This window comes from Mycobacterium sp. IDUB_9 (assembly GCF_055419505.1).
Genome location: NZ_JBVAXU010000007.1, coordinates 109,924 through 134,628, shown reverse-complemented (window position 1 = coordinate 134,628; position 24,705 = coordinate 109,924). Strand labels below are relative to the sequence as shown.

Annotated in this window: 22 protein-coding genes and 1 pseudogene; 13 read left to right on the top strand and 10 right to left on the bottom strand. The window is 64.3% G+C overall.

Annotated elements, in window-relative coordinates; genetic code table 11:
* Positions 1 to 14 precede the first annotated feature (14 nt).
* The 4 genes from ACZY08_RS25260 to ACZY08_RS25245 are packed head-to-tail and all read right to left on the bottom strand — an operon-like array spanning position 15 to position 3,625.
* The gene (locus ACZY08_RS25260; RefSeq protein ID WP_463747505.1) at positions 15 to 926 is read right to left on the bottom strand and encodes an alpha/beta fold hydrolase; all 912 of its coding nucleotides are present in this window, start codon (positions 924 to 926) and stop codon (positions 15 to 17) included.
* A gap of 26 nt (positions 927 to 952) precedes the next feature.
* Positions 953 to 1,345 (bottom strand): Rieske (2Fe-2S) protein, encoded by a 393-nt coding sequence (locus ACZY08_RS25255; protein ID WP_463747347.1) that lies wholly within the window; start codon positions 1,343 to 1,345, stop codon positions 953 to 955.
* Positions 1,345 to 2,487: an amidohydrolase family protein gene (locus ACZY08_RS25250; protein WP_463747346.1), complete on the bottom strand. Its 1,143-nt coding sequence runs from the start codon at positions 2,485 to 2,487 to the stop codon at positions 1,345 to 1,347. Before ACZY08_RS25250 ends, ACZY08_RS25255 begins: the two co-directional genes overlap by 1 nt.
* A 22-nt stretch (positions 2,488 to 2,509) precedes the next feature.
* Positions 2,510 to 3,625 (bottom strand): amidohydrolase family protein, encoded by a 1,116-nt coding sequence (locus ACZY08_RS25245; RefSeq protein ID WP_463747345.1) that lies wholly within the window; start codon positions 3,623 to 3,625, stop codon positions 2,510 to 2,512.
* A gap of 275 nt (positions 3,626 to 3,900) precedes the next feature.
* Here ACZY08_RS25245 and ACZY08_RS25240 point away from each other — a divergent pair, with 275 nt between their 5' ends.
* Entirely contained in the window at positions 3,901 to 4,932 is a 1,032-nt protein-coding gene (locus ACZY08_RS25240; RefSeq protein WP_463747344.1) for an acyl-CoA dehydrogenase family protein, read from the top strand.
* A 1-nt stretch (position 4,933) separates the two neighbouring features.
* Positions 4,934 to 6,121 (top strand): acyl-CoA dehydrogenase family protein, encoded by a 1,188-nt coding sequence (locus ACZY08_RS25235; RefSeq protein WP_463747343.1) that lies wholly within the window; start codon positions 4,934 to 4,936, stop codon positions 6,119 to 6,121.
* 78 nt (positions 6,122 to 6,199) lie between these two features.
* Here the strand turns inward: ACZY08_RS25235 and ACZY08_RS25230 are convergent, their stop codons facing one another.
* The gene (locus ACZY08_RS25230) at positions 6,200 to 7,543 is read right to left on the bottom strand and encodes a TetR/AcrR family transcriptional regulator (protein WP_463747342.1); all 1,344 of its coding nucleotides are present in this window, start codon (positions 7,541 to 7,543) and stop codon (positions 6,200 to 6,202) included.
* A 41-nt stretch (positions 7,544 to 7,584) separates the two neighbouring features.
* Positions 7,585 to 8,571: an SDR family NAD(P)-dependent oxidoreductase gene (locus ACZY08_RS25225; protein ID WP_463747341.1), complete on the bottom strand. Its 987-nt coding sequence runs from the start codon at positions 8,569 to 8,571 to the stop codon at positions 7,585 to 7,587.
* 123 nt (positions 8,572 to 8,694) lie between these two features.
* Here ACZY08_RS25225 and ACZY08_RS25220 point away from each other — a divergent pair, with 123 nt between their 5' ends.
* From ACZY08_RS25220 to ACZY08_RS25170, 11 genes and pseudogenes are all read left to right on the top strand, one after another.
* Positions 8,695 to 10,392, top strand: coding sequence for a nitric oxide reductase activation protein NorD (locus tag ACZY08_RS25220; protein WP_463747340.1), 1,698 nt, complete (start codon positions 8,695 to 8,697; stop codon positions 10,390 to 10,392).
* A gap of 194 nt (positions 10,393 to 10,586) precedes the next feature.
* Entirely contained in the window at positions 10,587 to 11,384 is a 798-nt protein-coding gene (locus ACZY08_RS25215; protein ID WP_463747504.1) for an AAA family ATPase, read from the top strand.
* Positions 11,385 to 11,470: 86 nt separating this feature from the next.
* Positions 11,471 to 12,586: an ABC transporter substrate-binding protein gene (locus tag ACZY08_RS25210; RefSeq protein WP_463747339.1), complete on the top strand. Its 1,116-nt coding sequence runs from the start codon at positions 11,471 to 11,473 to the stop codon at positions 12,584 to 12,586.
* 1 nt (position 12,587) lies between these two features.
* Positions 12,588 to 13,715, top strand: a complete 1,128-nt coding sequence (locus ACZY08_RS25205) for a spirocyclase AveC family protein (protein ID WP_463747338.1) — start codon at positions 12,588 to 12,590, stop codon at positions 13,713 to 13,715.
* The gene (locus ACZY08_RS25200; RefSeq protein ID WP_463747337.1) at positions 13,708 to 14,613 is read left to right on the top strand and encodes an SDR family oxidoreductase; all 906 of its coding nucleotides are present in this window, start codon (positions 13,708 to 13,710) and stop codon (positions 14,611 to 14,613) included. The genes ACZY08_RS25205 and ACZY08_RS25200 overlap by 8 nt, the downstream gene beginning before the upstream one ends.
* On the top strand, positions 14,606 to 16,093 hold the full coding sequence (locus ACZY08_RS25195; protein WP_463747336.1) for an aldehyde dehydrogenase family protein: 1,488 nt from the start codon (positions 14,606 to 14,608) through the stop codon (positions 16,091 to 16,093). The genes ACZY08_RS25200 and ACZY08_RS25195 overlap by 8 nt, the downstream gene beginning before the upstream one ends.
* A 25-nt stretch (positions 16,094 to 16,118) precedes the next feature.
* The gene (locus tag ACZY08_RS25190; RefSeq protein WP_463747335.1) at positions 16,119 to 17,339 is read left to right on the top strand and encodes a cytochrome P450; all 1,221 of its coding nucleotides are present in this window, start codon (positions 16,119 to 16,121) and stop codon (positions 17,337 to 17,339) included.
* A gap of 1 nt (position 17,340) precedes the next feature.
* The gene (locus ACZY08_RS25185) at positions 17,341 to 18,609 is read left to right on the top strand and encodes a cytochrome P450 (RefSeq protein WP_463747334.1); all 1,269 of its coding nucleotides are present in this window, start codon (positions 17,341 to 17,343) and stop codon (positions 18,607 to 18,609) included.
* Positions 18,610 to 18,634: 25 nt separating this feature from the next.
* Positions 18,635 to 19,509: pseudogene (locus tag ACZY08_RS25180) on the top strand (mycofactocin-coupled SDR family oxidoreductase).
* A gap of 151 nt (positions 19,510 to 19,660) precedes the next feature.
* The gene (locus ACZY08_RS25175) at positions 19,661 to 20,443 is read left to right on the top strand and encodes a spirocyclase AveC family protein (protein WP_463747333.1); all 783 of its coding nucleotides are present in this window, start codon (positions 19,661 to 19,663) and stop codon (positions 20,441 to 20,443) included.
* A 52-nt stretch (positions 20,444 to 20,495) separates the two neighbouring features.
* The gene (locus ACZY08_RS25170) at positions 20,496 to 21,704 is read left to right on the top strand and encodes a cytochrome P450 (RefSeq protein WP_463747332.1); all 1,209 of its coding nucleotides are present in this window, start codon (positions 20,496 to 20,498) and stop codon (positions 21,702 to 21,704) included.
* Here ACZY08_RS25170 and ACZY08_RS25165 read toward each other — a convergent pair.
* The 4 genes from ACZY08_RS25165 to ACZY08_RS25150 all read right to left on the bottom strand — a co-directional run bounded on the left by ACZY08_RS25165 (position 21,698) and on the right by ACZY08_RS25150 (position 24,692).
* The gene (locus ACZY08_RS25165; RefSeq protein ID WP_463747331.1) at positions 21,698 to 22,033 is read right to left on the bottom strand and encodes a hemophore-related protein; all 336 of its coding nucleotides are present in this window, start codon (positions 22,031 to 22,033) and stop codon (positions 21,698 to 21,700) included. The genes ACZY08_RS25170 and ACZY08_RS25165 overlap by 7 nt on opposite strands.
* 126 nt (positions 22,034 to 22,159) lie before the next feature.
* Positions 22,160 to 23,551 (bottom strand): cytochrome P450, encoded by a 1,392-nt coding sequence (locus tag ACZY08_RS25160; RefSeq protein ID WP_463747503.1) that lies wholly within the window; start codon positions 23,549 to 23,551, stop codon positions 22,160 to 22,162.
* A gap of 36 nt (positions 23,552 to 23,587) precedes the next feature.
* Positions 23,588 to 23,782, bottom strand: coding sequence for a ferredoxin (locus tag ACZY08_RS25155; RefSeq protein ID WP_454791145.1), 195 nt, complete (start codon positions 23,780 to 23,782; stop codon positions 23,588 to 23,590).
* A gap of 34 nt (positions 23,783 to 23,816) precedes the next feature.
* On the bottom strand, positions 23,817 to 24,692 hold the full coding sequence (locus tag ACZY08_RS25150; protein WP_463747330.1) for a mycofactocin-coupled SDR family oxidoreductase: 876 nt from the start codon (positions 24,690 to 24,692) through the stop codon (positions 23,817 to 23,819).
* Positions 24,693 to 24,705 lie beyond the last annotated feature (13 nt).

Here is a 24,705-nt window from a genome sequence, read left to right as displayed (position 1 = left end):
AGCCGGCACCACGTTCACGCCGACCTCAGAAAATCGATGATGGCGGGGGCGGCCTGCACCCAGGTGTCGAACAGGCAGAACGTCTTGCCTCCGCTCTGCGCGAACCTCTCACCCGCCCGTTCCCAGGCATCCTCGGGCCAGGGCGGATCGATCAGCTCGGAACCCTTGATCAGACAACTGACTTCGAGCGAAGTGCGCTTGGGGTGATCCCAGTCGTTCTCGCCGCCACGGATGATCAGGGTGGGAGCGGTGATGTTGTCGAACATCTCGTCGGGCACGCCGGGGATGGTCTGGCCGGGCTTCGACACGAACGCGTTGAGCCACCGCAGCATGACTTTGAGGAACTCGTCGGCATCGAGATCGAGCAGGCGCTGCCGGTTCGCCGGGTTCTCCGCGATCCGTTCGCGCCATTCCGGCACGCTGAGCAACCCCTCGATGCCGAGTCCGCGTACCGCGAGGATGCTCGGGGTGATGTAATGACCGCCGAGCACGAATGACCCGTACACGCCGCCGACGATGTTCCACACCACCAGCTTTCGCACGATCTCGGGATAGAGCATGGTGGTCAGCATCGAGTCCCGGGCGCCGCCGGAGCCGCCGAGGATGAAGCACGGACCGATCTCGAGGGCGGTGATCAGCTTGTAGAGCGTCTCGGCACGCATATGCGATTCACTCTGACCGTAGAACTGCACATCGGAGCGACCACAGTTGGGCCGGTCCCACAGCAGCACCCGGTAGCCGCCCTCGACCAGCGCTTCCGCCAAAGGTCGTAGCCCCGGAATGTCCTTACTGAACCTGCCGCCGGGGGTAAGGGCGATGAAATCGCCTTTGTCGCCGAGGATTTCGTAGACGACGCTGCCGCCGTTGATCTCCATGCTCTTCTCGCCCGGCTTGAGTTCGGGCCCATCCAAAACCAGGTCAGTCATGGTCGACGAATCCTTTGTAAGCTCAGTCATGCCATCACCAGTACTTCTTCTCCAACCACACGGACCGGGTATGTGCGGATACTCCATTCCGGCTTCACCGCGGTGGTGCCGGTCGCCAGCTCGAAACCCCATTGGTGCCAGGGGCAGTAGATGAACTCCTTGTCGCGCACCATCACCGCGTCGCCCGGTACCAACTCATCGACCACCGTGCGGCCACGGGCGCGGCCCGAGCACAGCGGACCGCCTTCGTGCGGGCAGTAGTTGGCGATGGCGTAGAAGGTGCCGTTGACGTTGTACACACCGACGCCGTGACGGCCGATCGGTACGAGCTTGTGTGTGCCAGGCGGGATTTCATCGACGTTGGCGACGACGTGCTCGCGTCCCTGCGCGAGTCGGGGGCGCTTCTCGGGCTCGCTCATCAGAACACCCGCACCTGTCCCTCGAGGGCCGGAACGGTCTCTGGCAGCTTGTAGGTTTCGATACCGTTGCGGAACATGATGGCCTCCCGCGCGTGCTCGGGCAGGTGCTTGACCAGCCAGCGGGGATCGTCGAACGTCCAGTGCGGATAGTCGCTGGAATACAGCAGGATCTTGTCGCACTCCATCCACTCGAAGGCCCGTGACAGCTCGGTCTTGTCCTCGGGGTAGTCCAGCGGCTGGGTGGTGAACTTGATGTGGTCCTTGACGTATTCACTCGGCTTGCGCTTGATGTCCATCCAGCCCTTGCGTGCCGCGTAGATGGCGTCCATGCGCCACATCAACGGCAGGATCCAGGTGAACGCGTGCTCGACGAACACCACCCGCAGCGTCGGGAACCGGTCGAAAACTCCGTCGAAGATCAGGCTCATCACCTGGTTGGCCGCCAGCAGCGAGTAGCTCACCATGAAGTCGTGGTTGTAGCTGGGCAACCCGACCGGGGGAGTGGGAAGCGTCTCGTACTCGCCACGGGACAAGTGACAGCTCACCGTGATGTCGTGCTTGGTGGCCGCGGCCCAGATCGGGTCGTACTTCGGATCGCCCCATGACGGTCGGGGCTCGGCCTTCATCAGAACCTGTGCCATGTACGGGTGTTCAGCCCACTGCTCGATTTCGGCAACCGCGGTCTGGGGCTCTTCGATGGCTACACAGATGGACCCCCGCCACCGTTCATGCCAGTTGTTGTTGGAGTCCAACCATTTGTCGGCCAGCCAATGGTTGACCGCCGTGCAGTAGGCGGCAGTGGCTTCGCCGAGGCGGCTCTCGGTGTGGGTCGGCTCCAGGATGGCGATATCGGAGCCGGCCTCCATGACGAGCTGACGCAGCGCCATGTCGGGGTCGCTGCAGGCGAATTCGCCATCCGGCGGGAACGCGTCCACGCGCATGGCGTAGGCATGTGCGTAATCCGGTGCGTCGTAGTAGATCTGCTCGCCTACCTTGTGGCTCAGAAAGTACTTGCTGCGCCACGGTTCAGGGATGTACTCGATCAGCTCGCCGCGCCGCGGCATGGGGTGGACGTCGGAGTCGACGCATCGAACCGCGATCCGCTCGGCCGCGGGCACCCGGGGGTGAGTTGTGACGGACATCTACTGTGCCTCCCTCGAATGCCTACTGCGCCGCGACTGCGGACGATGGGACCAGCCCGGTGAGGTCGCGCTCCAGCCGGTAAAGCTCTGCGGCGTTGCGCCACAACAACTTGTCGCGCTGTTCGGTGCTGAACGCGCTGGGGACCTCCGGCTCGTTGAGCTGCCAATGTGGATAGCTGGAGCCGAACATCAACATGTCTTCCTTGCCGGTGAAGGTCAACCACTCGCCGGCGAACTCGGTGTCACCCGGACCGTCGAGGGCGCCCTGGACGAAGTAGACGTGCCCGGGCAAGTAATCGCTGGGCATCTTGGGTGCCCACGGGGTCTGCTCGAGGTGAGGGCGACCGAAGCAATCCATCCTCCACATGAACGGGGTCAACATATCCGCGGCGCCGTCCGCCCAGACGAATTTCAGTGTGGGCGTTCGCTCGAACACACCCTCGGCGATCATGTTCATGAGGTGATAGATGTAGTTGAGCGCCATGAATCCGAGGTACTGCTCGTAGGTTCGGGTCTTGCCCGAGGGTGTCGGCGCGAACTGGATGCCCGACCCGCCCTCGATGTGTACGGCAACCGGCAGGCCCGCCGCGGCGGCTGCGTCCCACAGGGGCCAGAACTGCGGCTTCCCATAGAGTTCACGGGACTGCATCGGAATGCCGATCTGCACCACGCGCGGGTGGTCCTTGTATTTGTCGATCTCACGCAGTGCACCGGCGATGTCGTCCGGATTGACCCGGATGGTGCCGCGGAACCGCTCGCCGTGTTCGTCGTGCTCGAGCCAACGGGTCACCATCATTTCGTTGTGTGCGGCGGCCAGCGCGGAACCGAGGTGACGGTCGGGCATGATGCCCCGGGTCATCGGGTGCAGGATCGCGATGTCGACGCCTCGGTCGGCGAACAGATGCCGGGCGGCGATGTCCGGATCGGAGCCGGGGTACTGGCGGTCGGGCCCCTTGGTGTCCTTGGCGTACTCGCCGCCCGGTGCGCCGTACCAGTTCATCTCGTAATCGGGAAAGCCACGGCTGGCGAACGGTTCCTTCAGGAAGTTCTGCCGCAGGTCCTTGTTCGACCGGACGAATATGTGCACGCTCGCATCGATGACCGGTACTCGTGTGCCGTCGGTTTGCTCTATGGCCAAGACTGTCCTCCGATGTTCGTCCGGAACGAGCTGTGCACGGGCCTATGGCGGCGTGCTGTTGCGCCGGACCTCACAGCCAGTCTAGATCCATATTCTTCTATGGCAAGAACATAGTTCTCGGACCGTCGCGCCTCTTTGTCGCAGGTAAGCGCCAGTGCTGATCACCCGCACAGCGCGCTGTTGTGGAGAATAGATACTTGCTGGAGGAGAAGGGTTCGCCATAGAAAGAGAATGCTATTCTCCTCTCGACGCGACAGTGCAGCAGGAGGCGGCGGGTGCTACTCGAATTCGATGCCGATCAGCGGCTATGGCAGGAAACCGTGCGTGACGCGGTGACCAAGCAATGCCCGGCCACGCTGGTCCGTGAAGTGGCCGAACAGGGTGTCGACCCGACACCGTTGTGGCAGAGCTATATCGACCAGGGCTGGACGGAGCTCACCGACCCCGAGAATGCGGTGGAATTGGCCATCGTGCTCGAAGAACTCGGCCGGGCCACCGATCTGACGCCCTATCTGGCGACCATGACCCAGTACGCGCCGCTGGCGGGGGACCGGTTCGACGCGGCCAAGGCCGGCGCCGCGGTGTACAGCGGTGTGACGGCCAACCGGGATGCCACCGGTTGGGTGCTGTCCGGAACGGCGCATCACGTTCTCGACGGTGACCGGGCGCAGAACCTGGCCGTGGTGACCGACGGTGGAGTGTTCCTGGTCGACGCGGCCAAAGCGTCCGTCGTTCGCAGCTCGATCTTCGATCCGGTGTTGCACGTGGCCGACGTGTCCTTCGACAACGTGCACGTCGACGACGCGGACCGTGTGACCGCGCACGCGAGGAGCGAAAAGGCTCCAGTGGATACCGAGAAGGCGCACCATCTAGCCCTGACCGGTTTGGCCATCACCATGGTTGGTGCCTGCCAGCGGACGCTGGATCTCGTCCTCGAACATGTGAAGCAGCGCCAGCAGTTCGGCGTGGCGATCGGGACGTTCCAAGCGGTGCAGCACAAGGCCGTCGACATGCACGTGGCCATCGAAAGAGCCCGTGCGCTGGCCTATTTCGCCGCGCTGACGATCGCCGCCGACGATCCGCGGCGCCGACTGGCGGCGAGGATGGCCAAGGCGGCGGCGGGGGAGTGCCAGACCGTGGTGTTCCGCCACGGCGTGCAGTTGTTCGGTGGGATGGGGTTCACCTGGGAGAACGACGTGCAGTTCGCGCTGAAGCGAGCGAAGGCCGGCGAGCTGCTCCTGGGCGGCGCCGCCGAGCACCGAGCCGTGATCGCCGCCGAGTACCGCACGACCTACAGGGGACTGTGACATGCAGCTGACATACGACGCCGATGTCGAGGAGTTCCGCGCAGAGTTCTCCGCATTCCTTGACGCCAATCTGCCTTCTGAAGCCGACACCCTGGAGCGACCCCGTTCGGTGTCGCACATGCCGCAGTGGGCCCGCGACTGGCAGCGGTTGCTGTTCGACAACGGTTGGCTGCTTCCCGCCCAGCCGCCCGAGTTCGGCGGACGCAACGCCACCGTGGTGCAGACCTTCGTCCACCTCGACGAGCTGTGCCGCCGCCGGATCTACCACAGCTTCAACCCGCAGGGCGTCAACATCATTGCGGCATCACTGCTCACGTTCGGTACCGAGGAGCAGAAGCACCGCTGGGCCGTGCCGGTGCTGCGCGGTGAGAAGACCGCCTCACTGGGCATGAGCGAGCCGAGCGCCGGTTCGGACTTGGCATCGTTGCGTACGCGCGCTGAGTTTGTTTCGGATACAGATGAGCCCTACTTCGTCGTCAACGGCCAGAAGGTGTGGACCTCGGGCGCGCACGACGCCGACTTCCTGCTGACCTTCGTGCGGACCGATCCGGATGCGCCCAAGCACAAGGGAATCAGCGTACTGATCATCCCGACCGACACCCCTGGTGTCGTGTGCCGGCCGTTCGCCGACATGACCGGCGAGGAGAACCTGGACTTCAACGAGGTCTTCTTCACCGATGCCCGCGTACCGGCCGAGAACCTGGTCGGCCCGCTGAATGGCGGGTGGGGAGTGGCCAACGGATCGCTCGGCCATGAGCGCACCATGATGTGGCTCGGTTTCGCCGACCGGATCGACAACATGCTGGCCGATTTTCATCCGCGCACCGAGTTGGAGCGCGACCAGTACGCCACCACCATCATGGACTACCAGGCCTTGCGCGCCATGGGATCTGCGGCGCTGGCCAAGGCCTCACGCGGCGAAGCGGACACCGCATCGGTGTCGGTGCTCAAGCTGTTCGGCTCCGAGGCCGAGCGCAACGCGTTCGAGAACGCGCTCACCGCGGCCGGCCCGGACGGGTTGATCCATCCGACCACGTCGGGTCCGTACGCACACATGAACCTCGACCACTACTTCTCCAGCTGGTTCGAGCGCTACGCGCGCAGCTTCGGCGGAACCATCGCCGGTGGTACTTCGGAGATCCAGCGCAACATCATCGCCACCCAGGTGCTGGGGTTGCCTCGCCGCTGACTTTCTCCCGCCGAGCAGACACAAACCTGCCTATTTTCAAGGCGAAATGGGCAGTTTTGTGTCTGGTCGCGGTGGGCGTCAGGAGCGACGGACGGCGACGCCCCGCAATATGGTGTCCCGAGCGAGAACCAATGCGTAGCGTGTGCCGATCTTCTGAAGGATGTTCTCCGGAATCCACTGCTCGCCGATGATGCACCGGGTCAGCATGTCCGCGCCTGCCCGGTCGATGTGTATCTCGCCGGCTCGCACCCCCTCGGACAGAAGCGCTTTCATCTGGCGAATGCGGGTGGCAAATGACCATGCGGGATTGGCCGAGTCCGGAGGCGATTGGCGCAGCCACGCCAACTGAATGCGGAACTCGTCGGGGAACTGGTCGAGTGCGTTGATGTTGAGCCAGCTCAGCGCATCGAGCTTCTCCACGGTCGTGGAGTCCGTGTGGACGATGTCGGTCCATGCGCCGCCGACTTTGCGGCCGAATTCGAGCATGATCGACATCAGCAGCTCGTCCTTCGAGCCGATGATCCGGTAGACGGTCCCGGTACCCAATCCCGCGGCGGATGCGATGTCGCGGATGGTCGTCATCTCATAGCCGCGGCGGCCGAATTCCGTGCGGGCCACCGCGCGCAAATGGGCGGCCTTGAGGTCGGTGTCGTCCTCGGTGTCGTCCCAACTCTCGATGACTGCTTCCGCCGCGGCGAAGGCATTGGACCGATCCAGATCTCGATCGGAGGGGGGATCGGCGGCGAGGCCTTCCAGCGCTATCCGGCACTTCAGTTTCGCCACTGCGTCGGTCGAGGAGTTGTGCCGGATCACGTCGAGGCCGACGTGCAGCATGCTCTGGCAGAGTCGATCGGCGAGGGTTGGAAGGTCGATGTCGGAACGGATGTCGCCGCTCCTGCGGCCCTCGCGAAGCGCCTGCAACATGGCGGCCTGGATCTTCGACGGTTCGCGGGCAGTCAACTCGATGAGTTGGGGGTCACTACTCGGCCCCTCGAAAAACGACATCTGCAGGGCGGCCCGATGTTCGACCGCACACCGGGCGATGGCGCATCCGAGTGCAGTGATCTGCTCGGCGGCGGGGCGGGCGTCGGGTTCGTCGAGGCTTTCCAGCGCGGCCTCGCCGATGCGATCCAGATCAGCGTGATAAAGCCTGATCAGCTCGACGAGGATGGCTTCCTTCGATTCGAAATGGTGATAGAGACTGCCCGCGAGGATGCCCGCCGCATCGGCGATCTGCTGCAGCGAGCTGCGTAAGCCGGTGGTGGCGATGACGGCGTTTGCGGTCTTGAGGATCTCGGTGCGCCGCGTGGGATCGACCGAGGCCGAGTCGGAGACGGCTTTGAGCTTGGCACCACCCGGACTCGTCTTACCCACGGGACGGCCGCGTTTGGAGTTCCGTCCCACGGCGTCGGCGCCAGCCATCGCTGCTCCTTTCATCGCCGGTACGGAACCGGGAACCGATCCTACCGATCGGCACCCGCACTGCGGGGTTCCGGGAAGGCGACATCGGCGTTGTCGGGCATGGCACTGATTCCTCGTCGGTCGCACACCTGCAAAACCTCGTCGACGATGGAGTCCGGCACGATGAACGTGTCGGTGGAGGATATTTCCTCCAGGTGCTGCTCGATGTCCTCTGCTGCGGGCTCACCCTCCGCGCCGGCCAACCAGCCTTCGCTCAACCCCACGAAGACCCGTGCGTATCGGCCGGCGCAAGCCGAGTAATTGCGGTGGGTGAACGTGCAGCTTCTGCTCGCGAGGAAGGTCACCAGAGGCACGACGAGTTCGGGTCGAATGGCTCGCATGAAGCCGGACTCGGCCAGGAACTTCTCGTCGCCGACGGTCTCGGTGACCATCCGTGAAAAGCCAGTGGGCAAAACGGTGTTGGAGTTGATCCCGTGCGCGGCACCTTCGATGGCGATGACGTTGGAGAGGCCGACAAGTCCGGTTTTGGCCGCCGCGTAGTGTGCCTCCATCGGCTGGCCGAAATTGCCTGCCGACGAGGAGATGAAAACGAATCGGCCGTAAGACTGTTGCTTCATCACCTTGTACGCGGGCTGGCTCAGATAGAAGCCGCCGTCGAGATGGACTCGAAGCATGCGACGCCAGTCGTCTGCGCCGAGTTGCTCGAACGGAATGCTGTTGAAGATTCCCGCATTGCTGACCACGACGTCGAGCCGGCCGAATCTCTCCATCGCCGAGTCGACGATCGCCTGGCCGCCTTCGGGACTGTCCACTGAATCGTAGGACGCGACTGCCTGGCCGCCGGCCCGCTTGATTTCCTCGACAACCTGGTCCGCGACCGCGGCGTCCGAGCCGTCGCCGTGCATGGTTCCGCCGAGGTCGTTGACGATCACGGACGCTCCCCGGCGAGCCAGATCGATGGCATACAGCCGGCCCAGTCCGCGTCCGGCTCCGGTCACCACGGCCACCTGGCCGGTGAAGTCGATCATGTTGCACTCCCCGCTGATTCGCGTCCCAACGGACTTTCTGTTGACGCCAGTGGGGCCGAACTCTACGGTGGAACAGATATTTGGTCAATCGGTGGGAACCCGGCGAGTTGCGGAGGTGGTCGAGTGTCCGACGGCGGCGAGGAGGACCGATTCTTCGGACTGGGCCTGCTGACGTCCGCGCTCGCCGGCCGCCCGGTCGCAGTGGCCCCCGTCGAGTCAGGGGAGCCGTCGTGGACCGACGGTGAAACCGTGTTCGTGGATCCCTCGGTGCCCGTACGCAAGCAACTCGAATCAGTGGCAGTCCAGGCGTCGTTGATTGCCGCGGGGAGCCTGACCGCGGACGTCGTCGGAGCGATGGTTCGCCACCCGCGGGTGGCTAAACGCTATCTGGCCGTCGAAGGGCACCGCGCGCTTCTCGCCAACGACATGCTGCTGCCGGGTGTCCTCGGCGCATTGGCAGACCGCGGCATCGGCGGCCGGAGCGATTCGGCGGCCAAGTCATTGTCTATCGCGTTGGGAAAAGATGTGGTCGACGATCCGCCTGGTGTTTTCGGTGTCATTCGCCCGAAGAAGGTGCTGGCGGCCGGCAGCCGTGCGGTCCAGCAGGTAGACCACGAGACGCCAGGCCACGTCCCGCGACGGCACGACAGCAAGCAGGCACTCGAGGAACTCGATGACGGTGAGGTGGACGACACCGGCGATCCGGACCTGTTCACCAGCCCGGTCGGCGGCGGTGGAGCGATCGGCAAATGGCTGAAGAAGATGTTGTCCTCGGTGCGGAAGACCGGCAGCGGTGGCGGACCGCCTGGCGCCGATTCGCCGACGCATCGCGTCGACTCGGGCAAGCGCGGAGCGAATGCGGTGTCGTCGTTGGCCTCTGCTGAGGCCGAGGACGGAAAGTATGGAGCCGACATCGAATCGGTCGGCCTCAGGTATCCGGAGTGGGACGTCGACCGCAAGGGCTACCGGCCGGACTGGTGCACGGTGCGTGAGGTCGAGCCGCGGTTGAAGGTATCCGCCGCACAGGCCATCGACACGGCCATCGGCGTGCGGCGGCCGCTCGCACGGCTCGGGATGGGTTTGCATCGCCGCCATCGTCAGTCTCAAGGCGACGACATCGACATCGATGCCGCGATCGAGGCGCGGGTGGAGGCGAGGGCCCGGTCGGTGCCGGACGAGGCCGTCTATCTCGACAGCCTGCGCCGCCGCCGAGACTTGTCGGTGCTCGTTTTGCTCGATGTTTCGGGTTCTACCGCCGAGCCGGGAACGGCTGGGCGCTCCGTGCATCAGCAGCAGCGAGAGGCGGTGGCCAACATGACGGTCGCGCTGCACGACCTTGGTGATCGGGTCGCGCTGTTCGCCTACTTCTCCCAAGGGCGCAAAGACGTGACGATGGTGCCGGTCAAGCGGTTCGACGACCATCTCGACGCCAGGGTGATCCAGAAGCTCAACAGCCTCGAGCCCGGCGCTTACTCACGGCTGGGAGCTGCCATCCGCCACGGCTCGGCGGTGCTGGAGGCCCGCGGCGGCACCTCGCGGCGACTCCTCGTCGTGGTGTCCGATGGGCTGGCGTACGACCACGGGTACGAGCGCGCCTACGGCGCTGCGGACGCGCGTCGCGCGCTGACCGAGGCGCGGCGCCGGGGAACCGGCTGTGTGTGCCTGACCGTGGGCGCGAGCACCGACGTCGCCTCGTTGCGCAGAATTTTCGGCAGTGCGGCGCATGCGACGATCGCCCGCCCCGACCAACTGGCGGGCGTGATCGGCCCGTTGTTCCGTTCGGCCCTGCGCGCAGCCGAGGTCCGACGGAGCGTGGCCTGACTGTAGCCCTGATGCTTTGTCTAAGAAAGCAATTGACGATTGAAACAAACATCTGTTCCGGCTAGGCTGCGATGAAGCCGCAACGGAGCGGGTGAGGAGAGGAAGCGATGGCCAGTGAGACAGGATCTGCAACAGGGTCTGCACTCGGGCTCGCCTACCAGAACGGCACGCAGTCCGATGCACAGGCTGAGGCCATGAACCGTCCCTACTACACGCCGGTCGGAAACGAGGAGGCGGTTTTCAAGGCGGCTTACCGCCAGGGCCTCTCGGTGGTCCTGAAGGGTCCGACCGGCTGCGGCAAAACCCGCTTCGTCGAGGCGATGGCCCATGAACTCGGACGCCCCCTGATCACCGTGGCATGCCACGACGACCTGACCACCGCAGACCTCGTCGGCCGCTATCTGCTGCGGGGTGACGAGACGGTCTGGGTTGACGGTCCGCTGACCCGCGCTGTGCGCGAAGGTGCGATCTGCTACCTGGACGAGGTGGTCGAAGCCCGCCAGGACACGACCGTGGTGTTGCACCCGCTCGCCGACTACCGGCGCCAACTGCCCATCGAGCGCCTCGGCGTGACGCTCGACGCCGCTCCTGGGTTCGGGCTGGTGGTGTCGTACAACCCCGGCTATCAAAGCGTTCTGAAGGATCTCAAGGACTCCACTCGTCAGCGGATGGTGGCCATCGAGTTCGGCTTTCCCGCCGCCGATATCGAAGAGAAGATCGTCGCGCATGAAGCCGGCGTCGATCCCGCGACGTCCGCCGAGTTGGTCCGCTTCGGCCAGGCGATACGTCGCCTGGAAACCGGGGGACTGCGCGAGGTCGCCTCGACCCGGGTGCTGATCGCGGCGGGCCGGCTGACCGCCGAGGGCCTGACGTTGCGTGAAGCGGCTCGAGCCGCGATCGCCGGCCCGCTCACCGACGATGTCACGGTGAGCCGCGGCCTGGCCGAGATGATCGATGTCTACTTCGGCGAGCCTGCCGGATCCGGCGATTGACGCTGTCCAACGTCGCCGTTAGTGTCAGAACAAATATTAGGTTAGCTCCGGTTCCCGGTCGGGGAGCTGCCTGCCGGGGAGGTCAGATGTCGTACGAGAGCACTGCGGAACCCATCAAGGTCGGCTACCTGATGGACTTCAAATTGCCGCCCGGATTCCCCGAGGAGCTGCAGGCTTCATTCACCCGGACCTTCGATCTCGTGTTCGCCGAGGCGGTGGAACAGGGACTGATGGATCGGCCGGTGCAGATGATCTACCGCGAGGTGGAGGGGCTGCCGAAGGGTTCGGTCAAGGCGGTCATCGATGCCTATGGCGAACTCGTCGACGAAGGCTGCCTGGTGGTGTTCGGACCGAACATCACCGACAACTGCGTGCCGGTGCGGGAAGCGATCGAAGAGCGCTTCAAGGTACCGGCGATCAGCGTCACCGGGACCGACGACTGGCTCGGCGACTGGACATTCGCCTTCCCTCAAGGGTCGATGACCGACGAACCCATCTTTCTGGCCGATCTGGTGGCGAAGCGGGGCCTGACCGAGATCGGCGTCCTGGTCGAGCAGAACCTGATCGGTGACAGCTATCTGAAGAACCTGCGAAGTGCATGCGCCCGCAAGGGTATTCGTATTGTCGCCGAAGCCGCGATCGCGCAGACGGCGCAGGACATCAATACCGCGGTGAGCACGCTGCACCAAGCGAAGGCCGAGGCCATCGTTCATCTCGGTTTCGGTTTCGGAATCGTGTTCATCAACCCGGCACTGGAGGCTGTCGACTGGGATCCGCCGCGCTTCACCACCACCGCATTTCAGAATGCGTGGGTCAACCCGATCATGTGGCAGGCGTTCCTGGGCTGGGTTGGGGTCGATCAGTACGACGAGGGCAACCCGGTCGGACAGGCCTGGCTCGACCGGTATGCCAAGCGGTACAACGGCAGTCGGCCCGAGTACTGCGTGTCGGTGGTCAATCACGACGTCGCGGCCACGCTGGTGCGCGCCTTCACCGACGCCCATCCGTTGAGCCCGCGCGGGGTCAAGGAGGCGCTTGAGCGCGTGAAGATGATGCCCGCCGCCTCCGGTGCGCCCGGAACCCGGGTGTCCCTGGGGAAGTGGACGCGGCGCGCGTGGATGGGCTCGGGATACCTGGTCGCGCGGACCCTCGATGCGGACGGTGTCAATTCGCACCTGGTCGACCGGTTCGGGGAGGACTGACATGACGACACAGGAATCCCCACCGTCAGACTCGCGGGTCGAGCGACCACCGCGCAACGGCCCGAACTGGGGCCGAGTGATCTCTTTGATCGCCTGGCTGGGCTTCCTGGGATTGTTCGCCGCAGTCGGGCGGACCGCAGTCGACCCACGGGTGGCCAACCCGAATGTCGAAGGCAGGCCACGTCCGGTCGGCTTCCTGACCTCGTTCGATCACTGGCAGGTCATCCCGCAGGTGGGGGCCGTGACCATAGTTGTGGTGTTCACGGTCGCCTTCATCCTCGGCTGGCGGAAGAACCCAGGAAGCCCGGTATTGCTGATGGTCTTGTGCACGACGCTGATCGTGTGGCAGGACCCGATCATGAACTGGTCGCCGTATGCGGTCTACAACCCGATGCTGTTGCACTGGCCGGAATCCTGGTTGCTGATCATGATGTCGCCGACAGTGGAACCCTTCATCGTGTTCGGCTACGTCTTGTTCTATTTCGGCCCGTACTTTCCGGCGGTCTGGATCCTGCGCAAGTTGCAGGCCAGGCACGGACCAAAGGCGTTCGTCGCACGGCACCCGCTGATCAGCTTGGGCGCACTGGTGTTGGTGATCGGCTTCGTCTTCGACGCCGTGCTGGAGGTCAGCTTGGTGCGTACCGGGCTGTACATCTACTCGCAGGCGATCCCGTTCGGCACGATGTTCGGTGGCAGCACTTTCCAGTTCCCGTTGATCTGGGAGTCGCTCTCGGTGACCTTCGTGATGATCCCGGCGGCGATACTGGTGTATCGCGACGACACCGGAAAGTCGGTGGCGGAGAAGCTCGCCGCGAAGGCGAGGCTGTTCCCGACCAAGCCGGTCCTCGGCACCTTCCTGGTGATGTTCGCGATCATCAACGTGTCGTACTTCGCTTACGGCGGTTGGTTCTGGGCGATCAAGGCCAGTGGGTTGGCCACCTCGGTCGCCTGCCCGTGGCCGTACCCAGAGGCGAAGATCTATGACCCGCAGGGCTATTACCGGGCGAACGGAGCCGAGGGGCCGTACTCGGTCGGCAAGTGGTCCACCTGGCAGCAGGGGCCGTCTCGCAACCCCGACGTCGAACTGGGTTCGAAGAGCGACAGGTGCGCAACGGAGAACCATGGCTGAGCCCCGCAGCACCGAACCGCGCAGCGTCGTCATCACCGGGGCGTCCCGCGGGCTGGGCTTCGCATCGACCGCGCGCCTTTATCGCGAGGGGTGGCGCGTGGTCGCTGCGATGCGCACGCCCGAGCGGGGAATGCCGTTACTGCGCGAGGCGACAGGAGCCCGCGAGGATGACGACCGGCTGCTCGGCGTCCAGCTCGACCTCACCGACACTGCGTCGATCGCCGCGGCAGCCAAGACGATCGAAGAGGCCGTCGGCGCGCCGCATGCGTTGGTGCACAATGCCGGTATCTCGGCGGCGGGAATGGTCGAGGAGAGCTCGCCTGACCTTTGGGAGCGCATGTTCGCCACGAACATCTTCGGCCCGGTGGCGCTCACCAAGGCTCTTCTGCCGTCCATGCGAAAGGCCGGCCGCGGCCGCATCGTGCTGATATCCAGCGCAGCGGGTGTGCGCGGAATGCCTGCCACGGCGCCGTATTCGGCGGTCAAGGGCGCGCTGGAGCGGTGGGGTGAATCGATGGCCGGTGAGGTGGCCCCATTTGGAATCGGTGTGACGATCCTGGTCGCCGGGACCTACGACACCGAGATCATCACCGACGCGGGAACTACCGACGACCGCAATCTGGACGGGCCGTACGCTGCCCACCACCGCACGATGGACAAGCGTGGGCGGGCCATGATGAAGCACGCGGCCAAGTCGCCGGAGATATTCGCCGCGGGCTTGACGAAGGCGCTCGACGGCTCGAAGCCGTTCGTCAGGACGGCGGTTGGACGTGACGCACGAATGTTGTTGATTGCCAACCGCTTACTACCTGCTGCTGGGCTGCATCAGATGACGCGGCTGATGATGGGAATCCCGCGGTTCGGCGCACTGCGACGAAAAGGTGCAGGCCATGGCTGACTTCGAATCGAGGATGCTGATCGACGGCAAACTGGTCGACGGTCAGACTGGGACATTCGCCAACATCAACCCGGCGACTGAGGAGGTGCTCGGAGAGGTTTCGGACGCCTCCAAGACCGACATGAACCGGGCCATCGCGGCGGCCCGCCGTTCGTTCGACCAGACCGATTGGTCGACCAACCACCAATTCCGCAAGCGGTGCCTCGAACAATTACACGAGGCAATCGAAGCTGAGCTGGACGAGTTGCGTGAGGAACTCATCTCCGAAGTGGGTGCTCCGCGTGCGGTGACGCACGGGCCGCAACTCGACGCTCCGCTGGCCGATGGCCTCAAGTTCCCCGCCCGGCTCATCGAAACGTTCCCGTGGGAAACGGATCTCGGGGATACCCTCGTCTCCGTCACCGGGGTGAACACGACGCGCAAGGTGTGGCGTGAGCCGGTCGGGGTGGTTGGCGCCATCGTGCCGTGGAACTTTCCGTTCGAGGTCGCCATCAACAAGCTGGGGCAGGCGCTGGCGACCGGCAACACAGTGGTGCTCAAGCCGGCGCCGGACACGCCGTTCAACGCCACGCGGCTCGGCCGGCTCATCGCCGAGAACACCGACATCCCCGCGGGCGTCGTGAATGTCGTGACGGCATCGGACCACCTCGTCGGCGAAGAGCTGACCCTGTCGCCCAAGGTCGACATGATCTCGTTCACCGGCTCCACGACGGTGGGCAAGCGGATCATGGAGAAAGGTGCTGCGACGATGAAGCGGCTCTTCCTCGAGCTCGGCGGTAAGTCAGCGACGATCGTCTTGGAGGATTTGGATGACACAGCGTTCAACACCGCCTGCCTGATCGGTATCGGTCCGCTGTTGCACGCGGGGCAGGGCTGCGCCGCTCCCACCCGAATGTTGTTGCCGCGTTCCCGCTACGACGAGGGAGTCGCGATTCTGAAGGCCATCTACGAGAACATCGTGCCCGGTGACCCGCAGGACCCCGGAACCCTGTGTGGCCCGGTCATCTCGGCCAGGCAGCAGGTGCGCATCCTCGACTACATCAGACAAGGCGTCGACGAGGGCGCCACGATGCTGGTCGGCAGTACGCAGGCGCCGACGGCACTGGATCTGTATGCCAAGGGATTCTGGGTCAACCCAACACTTTTCATCGATGTGGACAACGCGATGACGATCGCCCAGGAGGAGATCTTCGGACCGGTTCTCGTCGTCATTCCCTACGAGGATGAAGAGGATGCCATCCGGATCGCCAACGACAGCCCCTACGGACTCGCGGGCAACGTCATGTCGAGCTCGCTGGAGCGGTCGCTCGCCGTCGCTCGCCGGCTTCGCGCCGGGTTCATCGGGCTCAACGGTACCGCGGGCTACGGCGCCGACACACCGTTCGGCGGCTATAAGAACAGCGGCGTCGGACGCCAGAACGGCATCGCCGGATTCGAGCAGTACACCGAGATCAAGTCCGTCGCATACCCGGCACGGTAGAGGAGAACGAGAGAAGGAGGAAGCTATGCCCCAGTTATTTGAAGACCTCGAGGACTTCGGCTCCTTCGACGATGCCGTGTCGGGCGATGTTCGCGACCCCTACCCGGAGCTCGCCAGGCTTCGGCACGAGGAGCCGATCCAGCGGATCGACATGTCGGCGATGCCGGGGGAGCAGGGCATGCCTGTCTTCATCGTGTACCGCTACGAGGACGCCCAGCAGATGCTGCGCGACAACTTGACGTTCTCGTCGTCGGGTGTCATCGCGGCGTTCGGCCCGGTGCTCGGTGAGCGCGTGATGCTGGGTATGGACGAACCGGTGCACGGTCGGCTGCGTTCGCTCGTGTCCAAGGCGTTCTCGCAAAAAGCCCTGGCGCGGTGGGAAGACGAACTGGTCGGGCGAATCGCCAACGAGCTCATCGACAAGTTCGCCTCCAAAGGCAAGGTCGACCTGGTCAAGGACTTCACCTTCGACTATCCGAGCCGTGTCATCGCCGGGTTGTTGGGGCTGCCCGAGGCGGACTATCCGCAATTCCAGCGCTGGTCCATCTCGCTGCTGAGCTGGATCATGAACCCGGAGCGCGGCCTGGCGGCGTCGGCTGCACTGTGCGAGTACTTCGCACCCATCCTCCAGGCCCGCCGAGCCCAACCGAAGGAAGACATGATCAGTCTTCTGGCGGAGGCTGAGATCGACGGTGAGAAGCTCACCGACGAGGAGATCTTCTCGTTCCTGCGACTGCTGTTGCCCGCAGGTGTGGAGACCACGTATCGGTCGCTGGGCAATCTGCTCTTCGGATTGCTCTCCGACACAACGCAGCTGGACGCGGTCCGGGCCGACCGGTCGCTGTTGCCACAGTCCATCGAGGAAGCGGTGCGCTGGAACCCGCCACTGCTGACCATCACGCGCACCACCACCTGCGATACCGAACTCGGCGGGGTACACATTCCGGCAGGCTGTTCGGTGATGCCGATGCTCGGTTCGGCGAATCGGCAGGAAAATCGGTGGGCCGACCCAGACGAGTTCGACATCTTCCGGACAGCCAAGGGAAACCTTGGTTGGGGCCACGGGGTGCACGTGTGCCTGGGCATGCACCTGGCGCGACTCGAAATGCGTACCGCTGTCGACCTTCTGCTGGATCGGCTGCCCAACCTGCGTCTGGACCCCGACGGCGACGATCCCCACATCCGCGGACAGGTCTTCCGATCACCGACCTCGTTGCCAGTTCTGTTCGACCCGTCAGGAGCCTGATGTGACCGATTTCGACGTTGTGGATTTCTTCACCGACCCGGCACTGGTGCCTGACCCTTACCCCTATTTCGACCACCTGCGGTCCAAATGCCCTGTGGCGCCTGCGACCCCGTTCAACGTCCTCGCCGTAACCGGGTACGACGAGGCGCTTGCGGTGTACAAGGACCCGGCGTTCTCCTCGTGTGTGTCGGTGGCCGGGCCGTTCTCCGGCCTGCCGTTCGGGCCGGGGGACAGCGACGACGTCTCGGAGCTGATCGAGCAGCACCGCGGGCAGGTTCCGATGGCCGAGCACATCACCTCGCAGGATCCGCCGGTCCACAGCCGCACCCGCGGCCTGATGAACAAGCTGATCACCCCCAAGCGCCTCAAGGAAAACGAAGACTTCATGTGGCGGCTGGCCGACCAGCAACTCGACACGTTCATCGACAAGGGCGGCTGCGAATTTCTCGCCGACTACGCAAAACCGTTCTCGCTGCTGGTCATCGCCGACCTGCTGGGTGTCCCCGCCGAGGATCACGAGGAATTCAAGGCGGCGTTCGCACTCGAAACTGTGGGGGAGCTCGGCAAGGAGGCACCGACAACGCACAACCCGCTGCAGTGGCTCAACGACAAGTTCTACGCCTATATCGAGGACCGCAGGCGGGCGCCGCGTGAAGATGTGCTGACCGGACTGGCGCAGGCCAAGTACGAGGACGGTTCGACACCCGAGATCGAGGACGTCATGAACCTGTCGACGTTCCTGTTCGCGGCCGGTACCGAGACCACGACGAAGTTGGTGAGTTCGGCGGTGCGGTTCATCGGCGACAATCTGGGGTTCGAAAAGTTGCTGCGCGAGGACCGCAGCAAGATTCCGGCCTTCCTGGAAGAGACTCTGCGGCTGGAGAGCCCGGTCAAATCGCACTTCCGGATGGCCAGCAAGGCGACCAGCATCGGTGATGTCGAGGTGCCGGCCGGGACGACCGTCATGGTACTTCCCGGTGCGTGCAACCGTGACGAGCGGAAGTTCCCCGACCCCAACTCATTCCAGGCCGACCGTGCCAATGTGCGGGAGCAGATCGCCTTTATTCGCGGTGTCCACTCCTGCCCGGGAGCCCCACTGGCCCGAGCCGAAGGCCGCATTTCGCTGAACAGGATTCTCGATCGGATGAGCGACATCGCGATTTCCGAGGAACACCACGGCCCAGCGGACAACCGCGACTACGCGTACGAGCCAACGTTCATCATGCGTGGTCTCGCCGCACTGCATATCACGTTTACGCCGCTCGGCTGAGCACGCACATCAAGAGGAGCACAACATGACCGGAAAGCTCGACGGCAAGGTCGCTTTCATCACCGGAGCGGCACGTGGGCAGGGCCGCGCGCATGCGGTGGCGATGGCCAAGGAAGGTGCCGACATCATCGCGGCGGACATCTGCCGAGACATCCCGTCCAATCCCTATCCGCTGGCCACACCCGAGGACCTCGCCGAGACCGAACGCAAGATCAAGGAACTCGGCCGCCGCGTCGTCGCACGGGTGGCCGATGTCCGGGAGCGTCATGAGTTGCGCGACGCGGTCGAGGCCGGGATCGCCGATCTCGGCAAGATCGACATCGTCGTCGCCAACGCGGGCATTCTGCCGATGGCGATGGGTAATCCTGATCCGATGGGGTTCGTCGACGCCTCCGACGTCGATCTGCTGGGCGTGATGAACACCGTCGCCGTGGCGATACCGCATCTGCCCGACGGCGCGTCGATCATCGTGACCGGTTCCACCGCGGGCATGATCCGCGGTACCACGACCAGCCCGGATATGGGTCCGGGCGGAGCGGGGTACGGCTGGAGCAAGCGCATCGTCATGGAGTACGTCGACGAGATGTGTCTTCACCTGGCACCGAGGATGATCCGGGTCAACGCCATCCACCCGACCAACTGCAACACCCATCTGCTGCAGAACGAGGGCATGTACGGGGTGTTCCGCCCCGACCTCAAGGCCGCGGGCAAGACGGCCACCCGCGAGGACGCCGAACCCCTGTTCAACCTGTTCCAGGCGATGCCGATCCCGTACATCGAACCGGAGGACATGGCCAATCTCGGGGTATTCCTGGCAAGCGAGGAGAGCCGCTACATCACCGGGCACACATCCGCGTCGATGCCGGTTCCCTGCTCAAGTGGCCCAACGGGCCCCAGTAGTTCTCCGAGGAGGGGCAATGGGCGCAATCATCATGTTGGGCACCCTGTTTGGCCTGATCGTCCTGATCGTCGGCCTGGTGGTGTATTTCGACCCGGAGGCGCGTCGCACACCGCCTGAGCCGCAACCCTCACCGGGGCCGGAGGCGGGTCAGTGAGCGTGCAGGTCTTGATCAACGCCGGAGTGGCGTTCGCATACATCAGCGGGCTGGGTTTCCTGGCCGTCGGTGTCTATTTGAGTGTGCGGCGTGGGCGTCTGCATCCGTTGCTGCTGTTGTGCATCTCGGCGCTCTCGTTCTCCTGGATCGAGGCACCGTACGACTGGGCGGTGTATGCGCAGTTCCCGCCCGAACTACCGCGGATGCCGTCCTGGTGGCCGCTCAACATGACCTGGGGCGGCGGACTGCCCTCGGCAGTTCCGGTGGGCTACATGGGGTACTTCGTACTGCCGGCCATCATCGGTGCGGCACTTGGCCGTTGGGTGTGCGGAAAATGGAACTGGCGCCGACCGCAGACCCTGCTTGTGGTGGGCTTCGCTGTGGGATTCCTCTGGGCCCTGTTCTTCAACGCGATCATCGGCGCGCGGCTCGGCCTGTTCTACTACGGCTATGTGATCGAAGGATTGGGGCTGTGGGAGGGAACCAAGCACCAGTACCCGATCTACGACGCCATCGCCATGGGTCTGCAGATGATGGTGTTCACGTATCTGTTGGGCCGCACCGATTCCCAGGGCCGCAACGTGATCGAGATATGGGCAGACAGGATTTCGGCGACCCGGCTGCAATCGGGTGTGCTGTCGGTGATCGCCGTGATCGTGGTCGGCCATGCCGTCTACGCCTCGGTGTTCGCACCGCACCTGGTCACCAAGCTCGGCGGTTGGGTGACAGCAGGACCCACCGAGCAGTTCTTCCCCGGGGTACCGAATCAGCCCAAGTAACGCCCGGCGGTCAATCATCAGGAACACGGCATGATTGGAAGGTGGAACGACGGTGACGGTCGACCCCGCGGTGGAGTTGTATTACGACCCCTTCGACTTCGCGATTGACGACGACCCGTATCCGATCTGGCGGCGAATGCGTCAAGAAGCTCCGCTGTACTACAACGACAAGTACAACTTCTACGCCCTGAGTCGCTACGACGACGTGGCCAAGGCCCTGCCCGATTGGGAGACCTACCGGTCGGGGCGGGGTACAACGGCGGACATCCTGTTCAGCGGCATCGAGGTGCCGCCGGGCATCCTGCTGTTCGAGGACCCGCCACTGCATGATCTGCACCGGCGTCTGCTGTCCCGGGTCTTCACGCCCCGGCGCATGCTGGCCGTCGAAGACCTGGTGCGTGGATTCTGTTCTCGTGCACTAGATCCACTGATGGACAGCGGCGGATTCGACTTCGTCGCCGACCTCGGCGCGATCATGCCGATGCGTACCATCGGGTACCTGCTCGGGATTCCCGAGGAGGGGCAGGAGAAGATCCGTGACCGCACCGACAAGAGCATTTCGGTCGGGAATGAGGCCGGCGACATCAGCGGGGCGATCTTCGCCGAGTCCCTCGCGGAGTTCGCGGACTACATCGAGTGGCGGGCTACCCATCCTTCCGACGACCTGATGACCGAATTGATCAACGCGGAGGTGGAGGAGCCGGACGGGTCGCGGCGCCGGCTCGACCGCACCGAAGTTCTCGCCTACACGGCCATGATCGCCGGGGCCGGGGGTGAAACCACGGCCCGGCTCATCGGCTTCATGGGACAGCTTCTCGCGGAGCACCCCGACCAACGTCATGAGCTCGCCGCCGATCCGGCGTTGATCCCGATGGCCGTGGAGGAAACACTGCGCTTCGAACCGCCGTCACCGGTACAGGCGCGCTACGTAGCGGCCGATGTCGAACTGTACGGGCACACTGTGACCGAAGGGTCCTACATGCTGCTGCTCAACGGCTCGGCCAACCGGGACGACACCCGGTATATCGATCCGGACCGCTACGACATCCACCGCAAAGGCAGCCATCTGAGCTTCGGCCAGGGGCTGCATTTCTGCCTCGGTTCGGCACTGGCCCGGCTTGAGGCGAGGGTGGCCTTCGAAGAGGTCCTGAAGCGCTGGACCGACTGGACGGTCGACTACGAATGCGCGACCATGGCCCACACCTCAAGCGTGCGGGGATGGGCGCGGATGCCGGTCAAGACCGGCTCAACATGTCAGTAGTTGTTGCAGCTGCCCGCGATCGCATTGATCGGCCCGAAGTACTCCTGAGCGGCCGGGCTGGCCTGCAGCTGGGCCACCGTCTGCTGACGCTGGGCAGGCCCCGAGGCCAGGAAGTTACGCAACGCACCCTGGGCGAACGGGGAAGCATTGAACTGCTGGGCAAGGTCTGGACGCTGCGCGTTGAGCGCCGCCATGACCTGCTCGTAGCTACACGTCGTGTTGACCACGCCGCTGAAATCGGGTTGGGCGGATGCCACCCCCGTCACCAGCGGAACGGACAGGGCCAGCCCACCGAGAGCGGCCGCGATGTACTTGAAAGATTTGATCACCTGTTGGAACCCCCATGTTGTTCGCCCAAGAAGGCGACGCCTTGCACGTTTGCCGGACCCGACCTCATTCGAGGTTAACAGGCGGCAGACGTACAAGGCGTCCTCGCGAAACCGCTGTCGGTTGCGTCAGTCGATGACGGCGGCTTCCTTGCGCTCGGTGATCGGCCGGGCCAACTCCTGCTCATTGCAGATGCGCTGCAGCTTCTCCAAGGTCTCGTCCAGGCCGGGGCCGAGCGGTTTCCCTGGTGTGAAGGTCGCGGGCAGGTTCCGCATGCCCTGGATGACGCCGATCGTGTCGTAGTGAATGGCGCCTTCCGGGTCGCACACGTAATCCGGCATCCGATCCAGGACCGCGGTGAGCATCGACTTGAACACCGTGCGGGCCACGTTCGAACCCACGCAGCGGTGCACGCCGATGCCGAAGCTGAAGTGCCGGTTGCCCTTGCGATCCAGGACGACCTCGTTGGGCCTGTCGAACACCGACGGGTCCCGGTTGGCCATCGCCCACGACAACCACAGCCGCTCGTACTGCTTGAACTGGTGCCCCGCAACCTCGACGTCCTCGGCGAAGGTGCGCCCGTCACCGGGTGCCGGGGTGAAGAACCGAAGGAACTCCTCGGTCGCGGGGTGCAGCAGGCTGTCTCGTTCCCGGCTGAGCCGGTCGCGTTCGTCGGTGTGCTCGCCGAGCCACTCCAGTGCGTGTGCGGTGAGCGCCGTCGTGGTGTCGAAACCTCCACCGATGACCAGGCCGAGGTTGCCCAGGATCTCCATGTCGGGGGCCGGTTCGCCGTCGATCCGCAACTGCAGCAGAGCATTCACCAGACCCGGCCGCGGGGTCTCCCGGATCTCCATCATGTTGTTGATGATGTCGATGCCCATTTCGCGGTGCTGCTCGTTGATCTTCTCCCGGTCGGGGGAGTGTTCGGGCGTGTACACCGACGCATGGGTGGGCTCGCTGTAGACGTTCCACTTCTTCAGCTCGATGCCCATCATGGCCAGCGTGAAGACCGCGGGCACCACGTTGGCCAGGTGCTCGACGAAGTCGATCCGGCCCGACGCGATGTGTTCGTCGAGTGCGGCCCTGGTGATCTCATCGACGAACGGTTCCCAGCGCTTGATCGCCGCGGGAGACAGATACGGGTTCAGCGCACCGCGGTACGCGCTGTGTTCGGGCTCGTCCATTTCGAGGATGCCGCCCCGAACGACGGTGGCACGGCTGGCTTTCGGGATGGTGATGCCCTGAAACGGAGTCTCACCGCTGATGTCGTGGTGATTGGACACCACCGGACAGCGAGCCAGCTCGAACACGTGCTTGCTGTCCGCGGCGATCCAATGCCCGTTGTAGACATCGGTCCAGGCCATCGGGCACTTGGCGTGCATTTCCTCGGTGATGTCCTGGAACTGCTCCCGGTACTCCGGGGTGTGCCGGTCGAACTGGATCTTGTGTTTCTTGCGGTCGTCGTCGGTAACGACATCGACGGCTGCTCCTCGCGCAAGCGGCTCATCGCTACGGCCGATACTCACGGCGTTGTCTCCCTTTGTCATTGGCCGGCCTCATTCCTCGATGAGGATGGCCTGCTCGGGGCAGGACTGCGCTGCCTCCCGGACCGCATCTTCCTGGTCGGCAGGCACCACGTCCGACACCGGAGATGAATGACCGTCGACGTCGTCGAGTTCGAACGAGTCGGGCGCGATCATCGCGCAGAGGGTATGCCCCTGGCAGCGACTGGCATCGACCGAAACCTTCACTACGCCAACTCCTTTCGAATCAATGGCTGAGTAATCACACGTGGTAGTCGTACCACTTGAGGTAGCCACCGGCGTCGACGCGCAGCTGCATACCGGTGACGTAGCGGGACTCGTCGGAAGCCAGCCACAGCACCGCGTTGCTGATGTCCTCGGGCTCGATGAAGTTGACCTTCATCGCCTGCTGCACACCGAACACCGGTTCGGCGTCGGCGCGGGTGGGGTTCTCCAGATCCGGCCGGAACGAGCGGTACATCGGCTCGCTCTGCAGCATGTTCGTGTTGCAGTTGGTCGGGTGGATGACGTTGGCGCGGATACCGCGCACCGCCAATTCGGTGGCCAGCGCATGCACGTACTCGGAGATCAGCCGCTTGGAGATCATGTAGCCCATGCCGCCCGGATCGCCACCCGGGTTGGGCTTGTTGTGGGCGTCCATCAGCGCGGCGGCCGATGCGGTCGCGATGATCGAAGCGCCTTCTTTGAGGTGTGGCAGCGCGACCTGGATGGCGTTGATGGTGCCGACGAAGTTTGTGTTGATGCCGTCGGTCCACGCCTGCATCGCGGGCTGACCCTTCATCGCGGCGATGCCGGCCTGCGCCACGACGATGTCGACCTTGCCGAACTCCGCGAGCCCGGCGTCCAGCGCACCGCGCAATTCGGCCTCGTTGCGGACATCGGCCTGGGCGGTGACGATGCGCCGACCGGTCTTCTCGACGTAGTTCTTGGTCTCTTCGAGATCTTCGGCTGTCGCCATCGCATAGCCGACGGTGTCGTAGTTCTTACAGATGTCGACCGCGATGATGTCGGCGCCCTCTTCGGCCAGCCGGACCGCGTGGCTGCGGCCCTGGCCGCGTGCCGCGCCGGTGATGAATGCGACTTTCCCGGCCACCCGGCCTTCTGCGCTGCTTCCCACTGCATATGTCCTT

Excerpts from the sequence above, each read along its gene's own strand:
- ACZY08_RS25260 (WP_463747505.1), bottom strand. The coding sequence starts at position 926 with ATGACTGACCTGGTTTTGGATGGGCCCGAACTCAAGCCGGGCGAGAAG.
- ACZY08_RS25255 (WP_463747347.1), bottom strand. The coding sequence starts at position 1,345 with ATGAGCGAGCCCGAGAAGCGCCCCCGACTCGCGCAGGGACGCGAGCAC.
- ACZY08_RS25250 (WP_463747346.1), bottom strand. The coding sequence starts at position 2,487 with ATGTCCGTCACAACTCACCCCCGGGTGCCCGCGGCCGAGCGGATCGCG.
- ACZY08_RS25235 (WP_463747343.1), top strand. The coding sequence starts at position 4,934 with ATGCAGCTGACATACGACGCCGATGTCGAGGAGTTCCGCGCAGAGTTC.
- ACZY08_RS25230 (WP_463747342.1), bottom strand. The coding sequence starts at position 7,543 with ATGGCTGGCGCCGACGCCGTGGGACGGAACTCCAAACGCGGCCGTCCC.
- ACZY08_RS25225 (WP_463747341.1), bottom strand. The coding sequence starts at position 8,571 with ATGATCGACTTCACCGGCCAGGTGGCCGTGGTGACCGGAGCCGGACGC.
- ACZY08_RS25215 (WP_463747504.1), top strand. The coding sequence starts at position 10,587 with ATGAACCGTCCCTACTACACGCCGGTCGGAAACGAGGAGGCGGTTTTC.
- ACZY08_RS25210 (WP_463747339.1), top strand. The coding sequence starts at position 11,471 with ATGTCGTACGAGAGCACTGCGGAACCCATCAAGGTCGGCTACCTGATG.
- ACZY08_RS25205 (WP_463747338.1), top strand. The coding sequence starts at position 12,588 with ATGACGACACAGGAATCCCCACCGTCAGACTCGCGGGTCGAGCGACCA.
- ACZY08_RS25200 (WP_463747337.1), top strand. The coding sequence starts at position 13,708 with ATGGCTGAGCCCCGCAGCACCGAACCGCGCAGCGTCGTCATCACCGGG.
- ACZY08_RS25195 (WP_463747336.1), top strand. The coding sequence starts at position 14,606 with ATGGCTGACTTCGAATCGAGGATGCTGATCGACGGCAAACTGGTCGAC.
- ACZY08_RS25190 (WP_463747335.1), top strand. The coding sequence starts at position 16,119 with ATGCCCCAGTTATTTGAAGACCTCGAGGACTTCGGCTCCTTCGACGAT.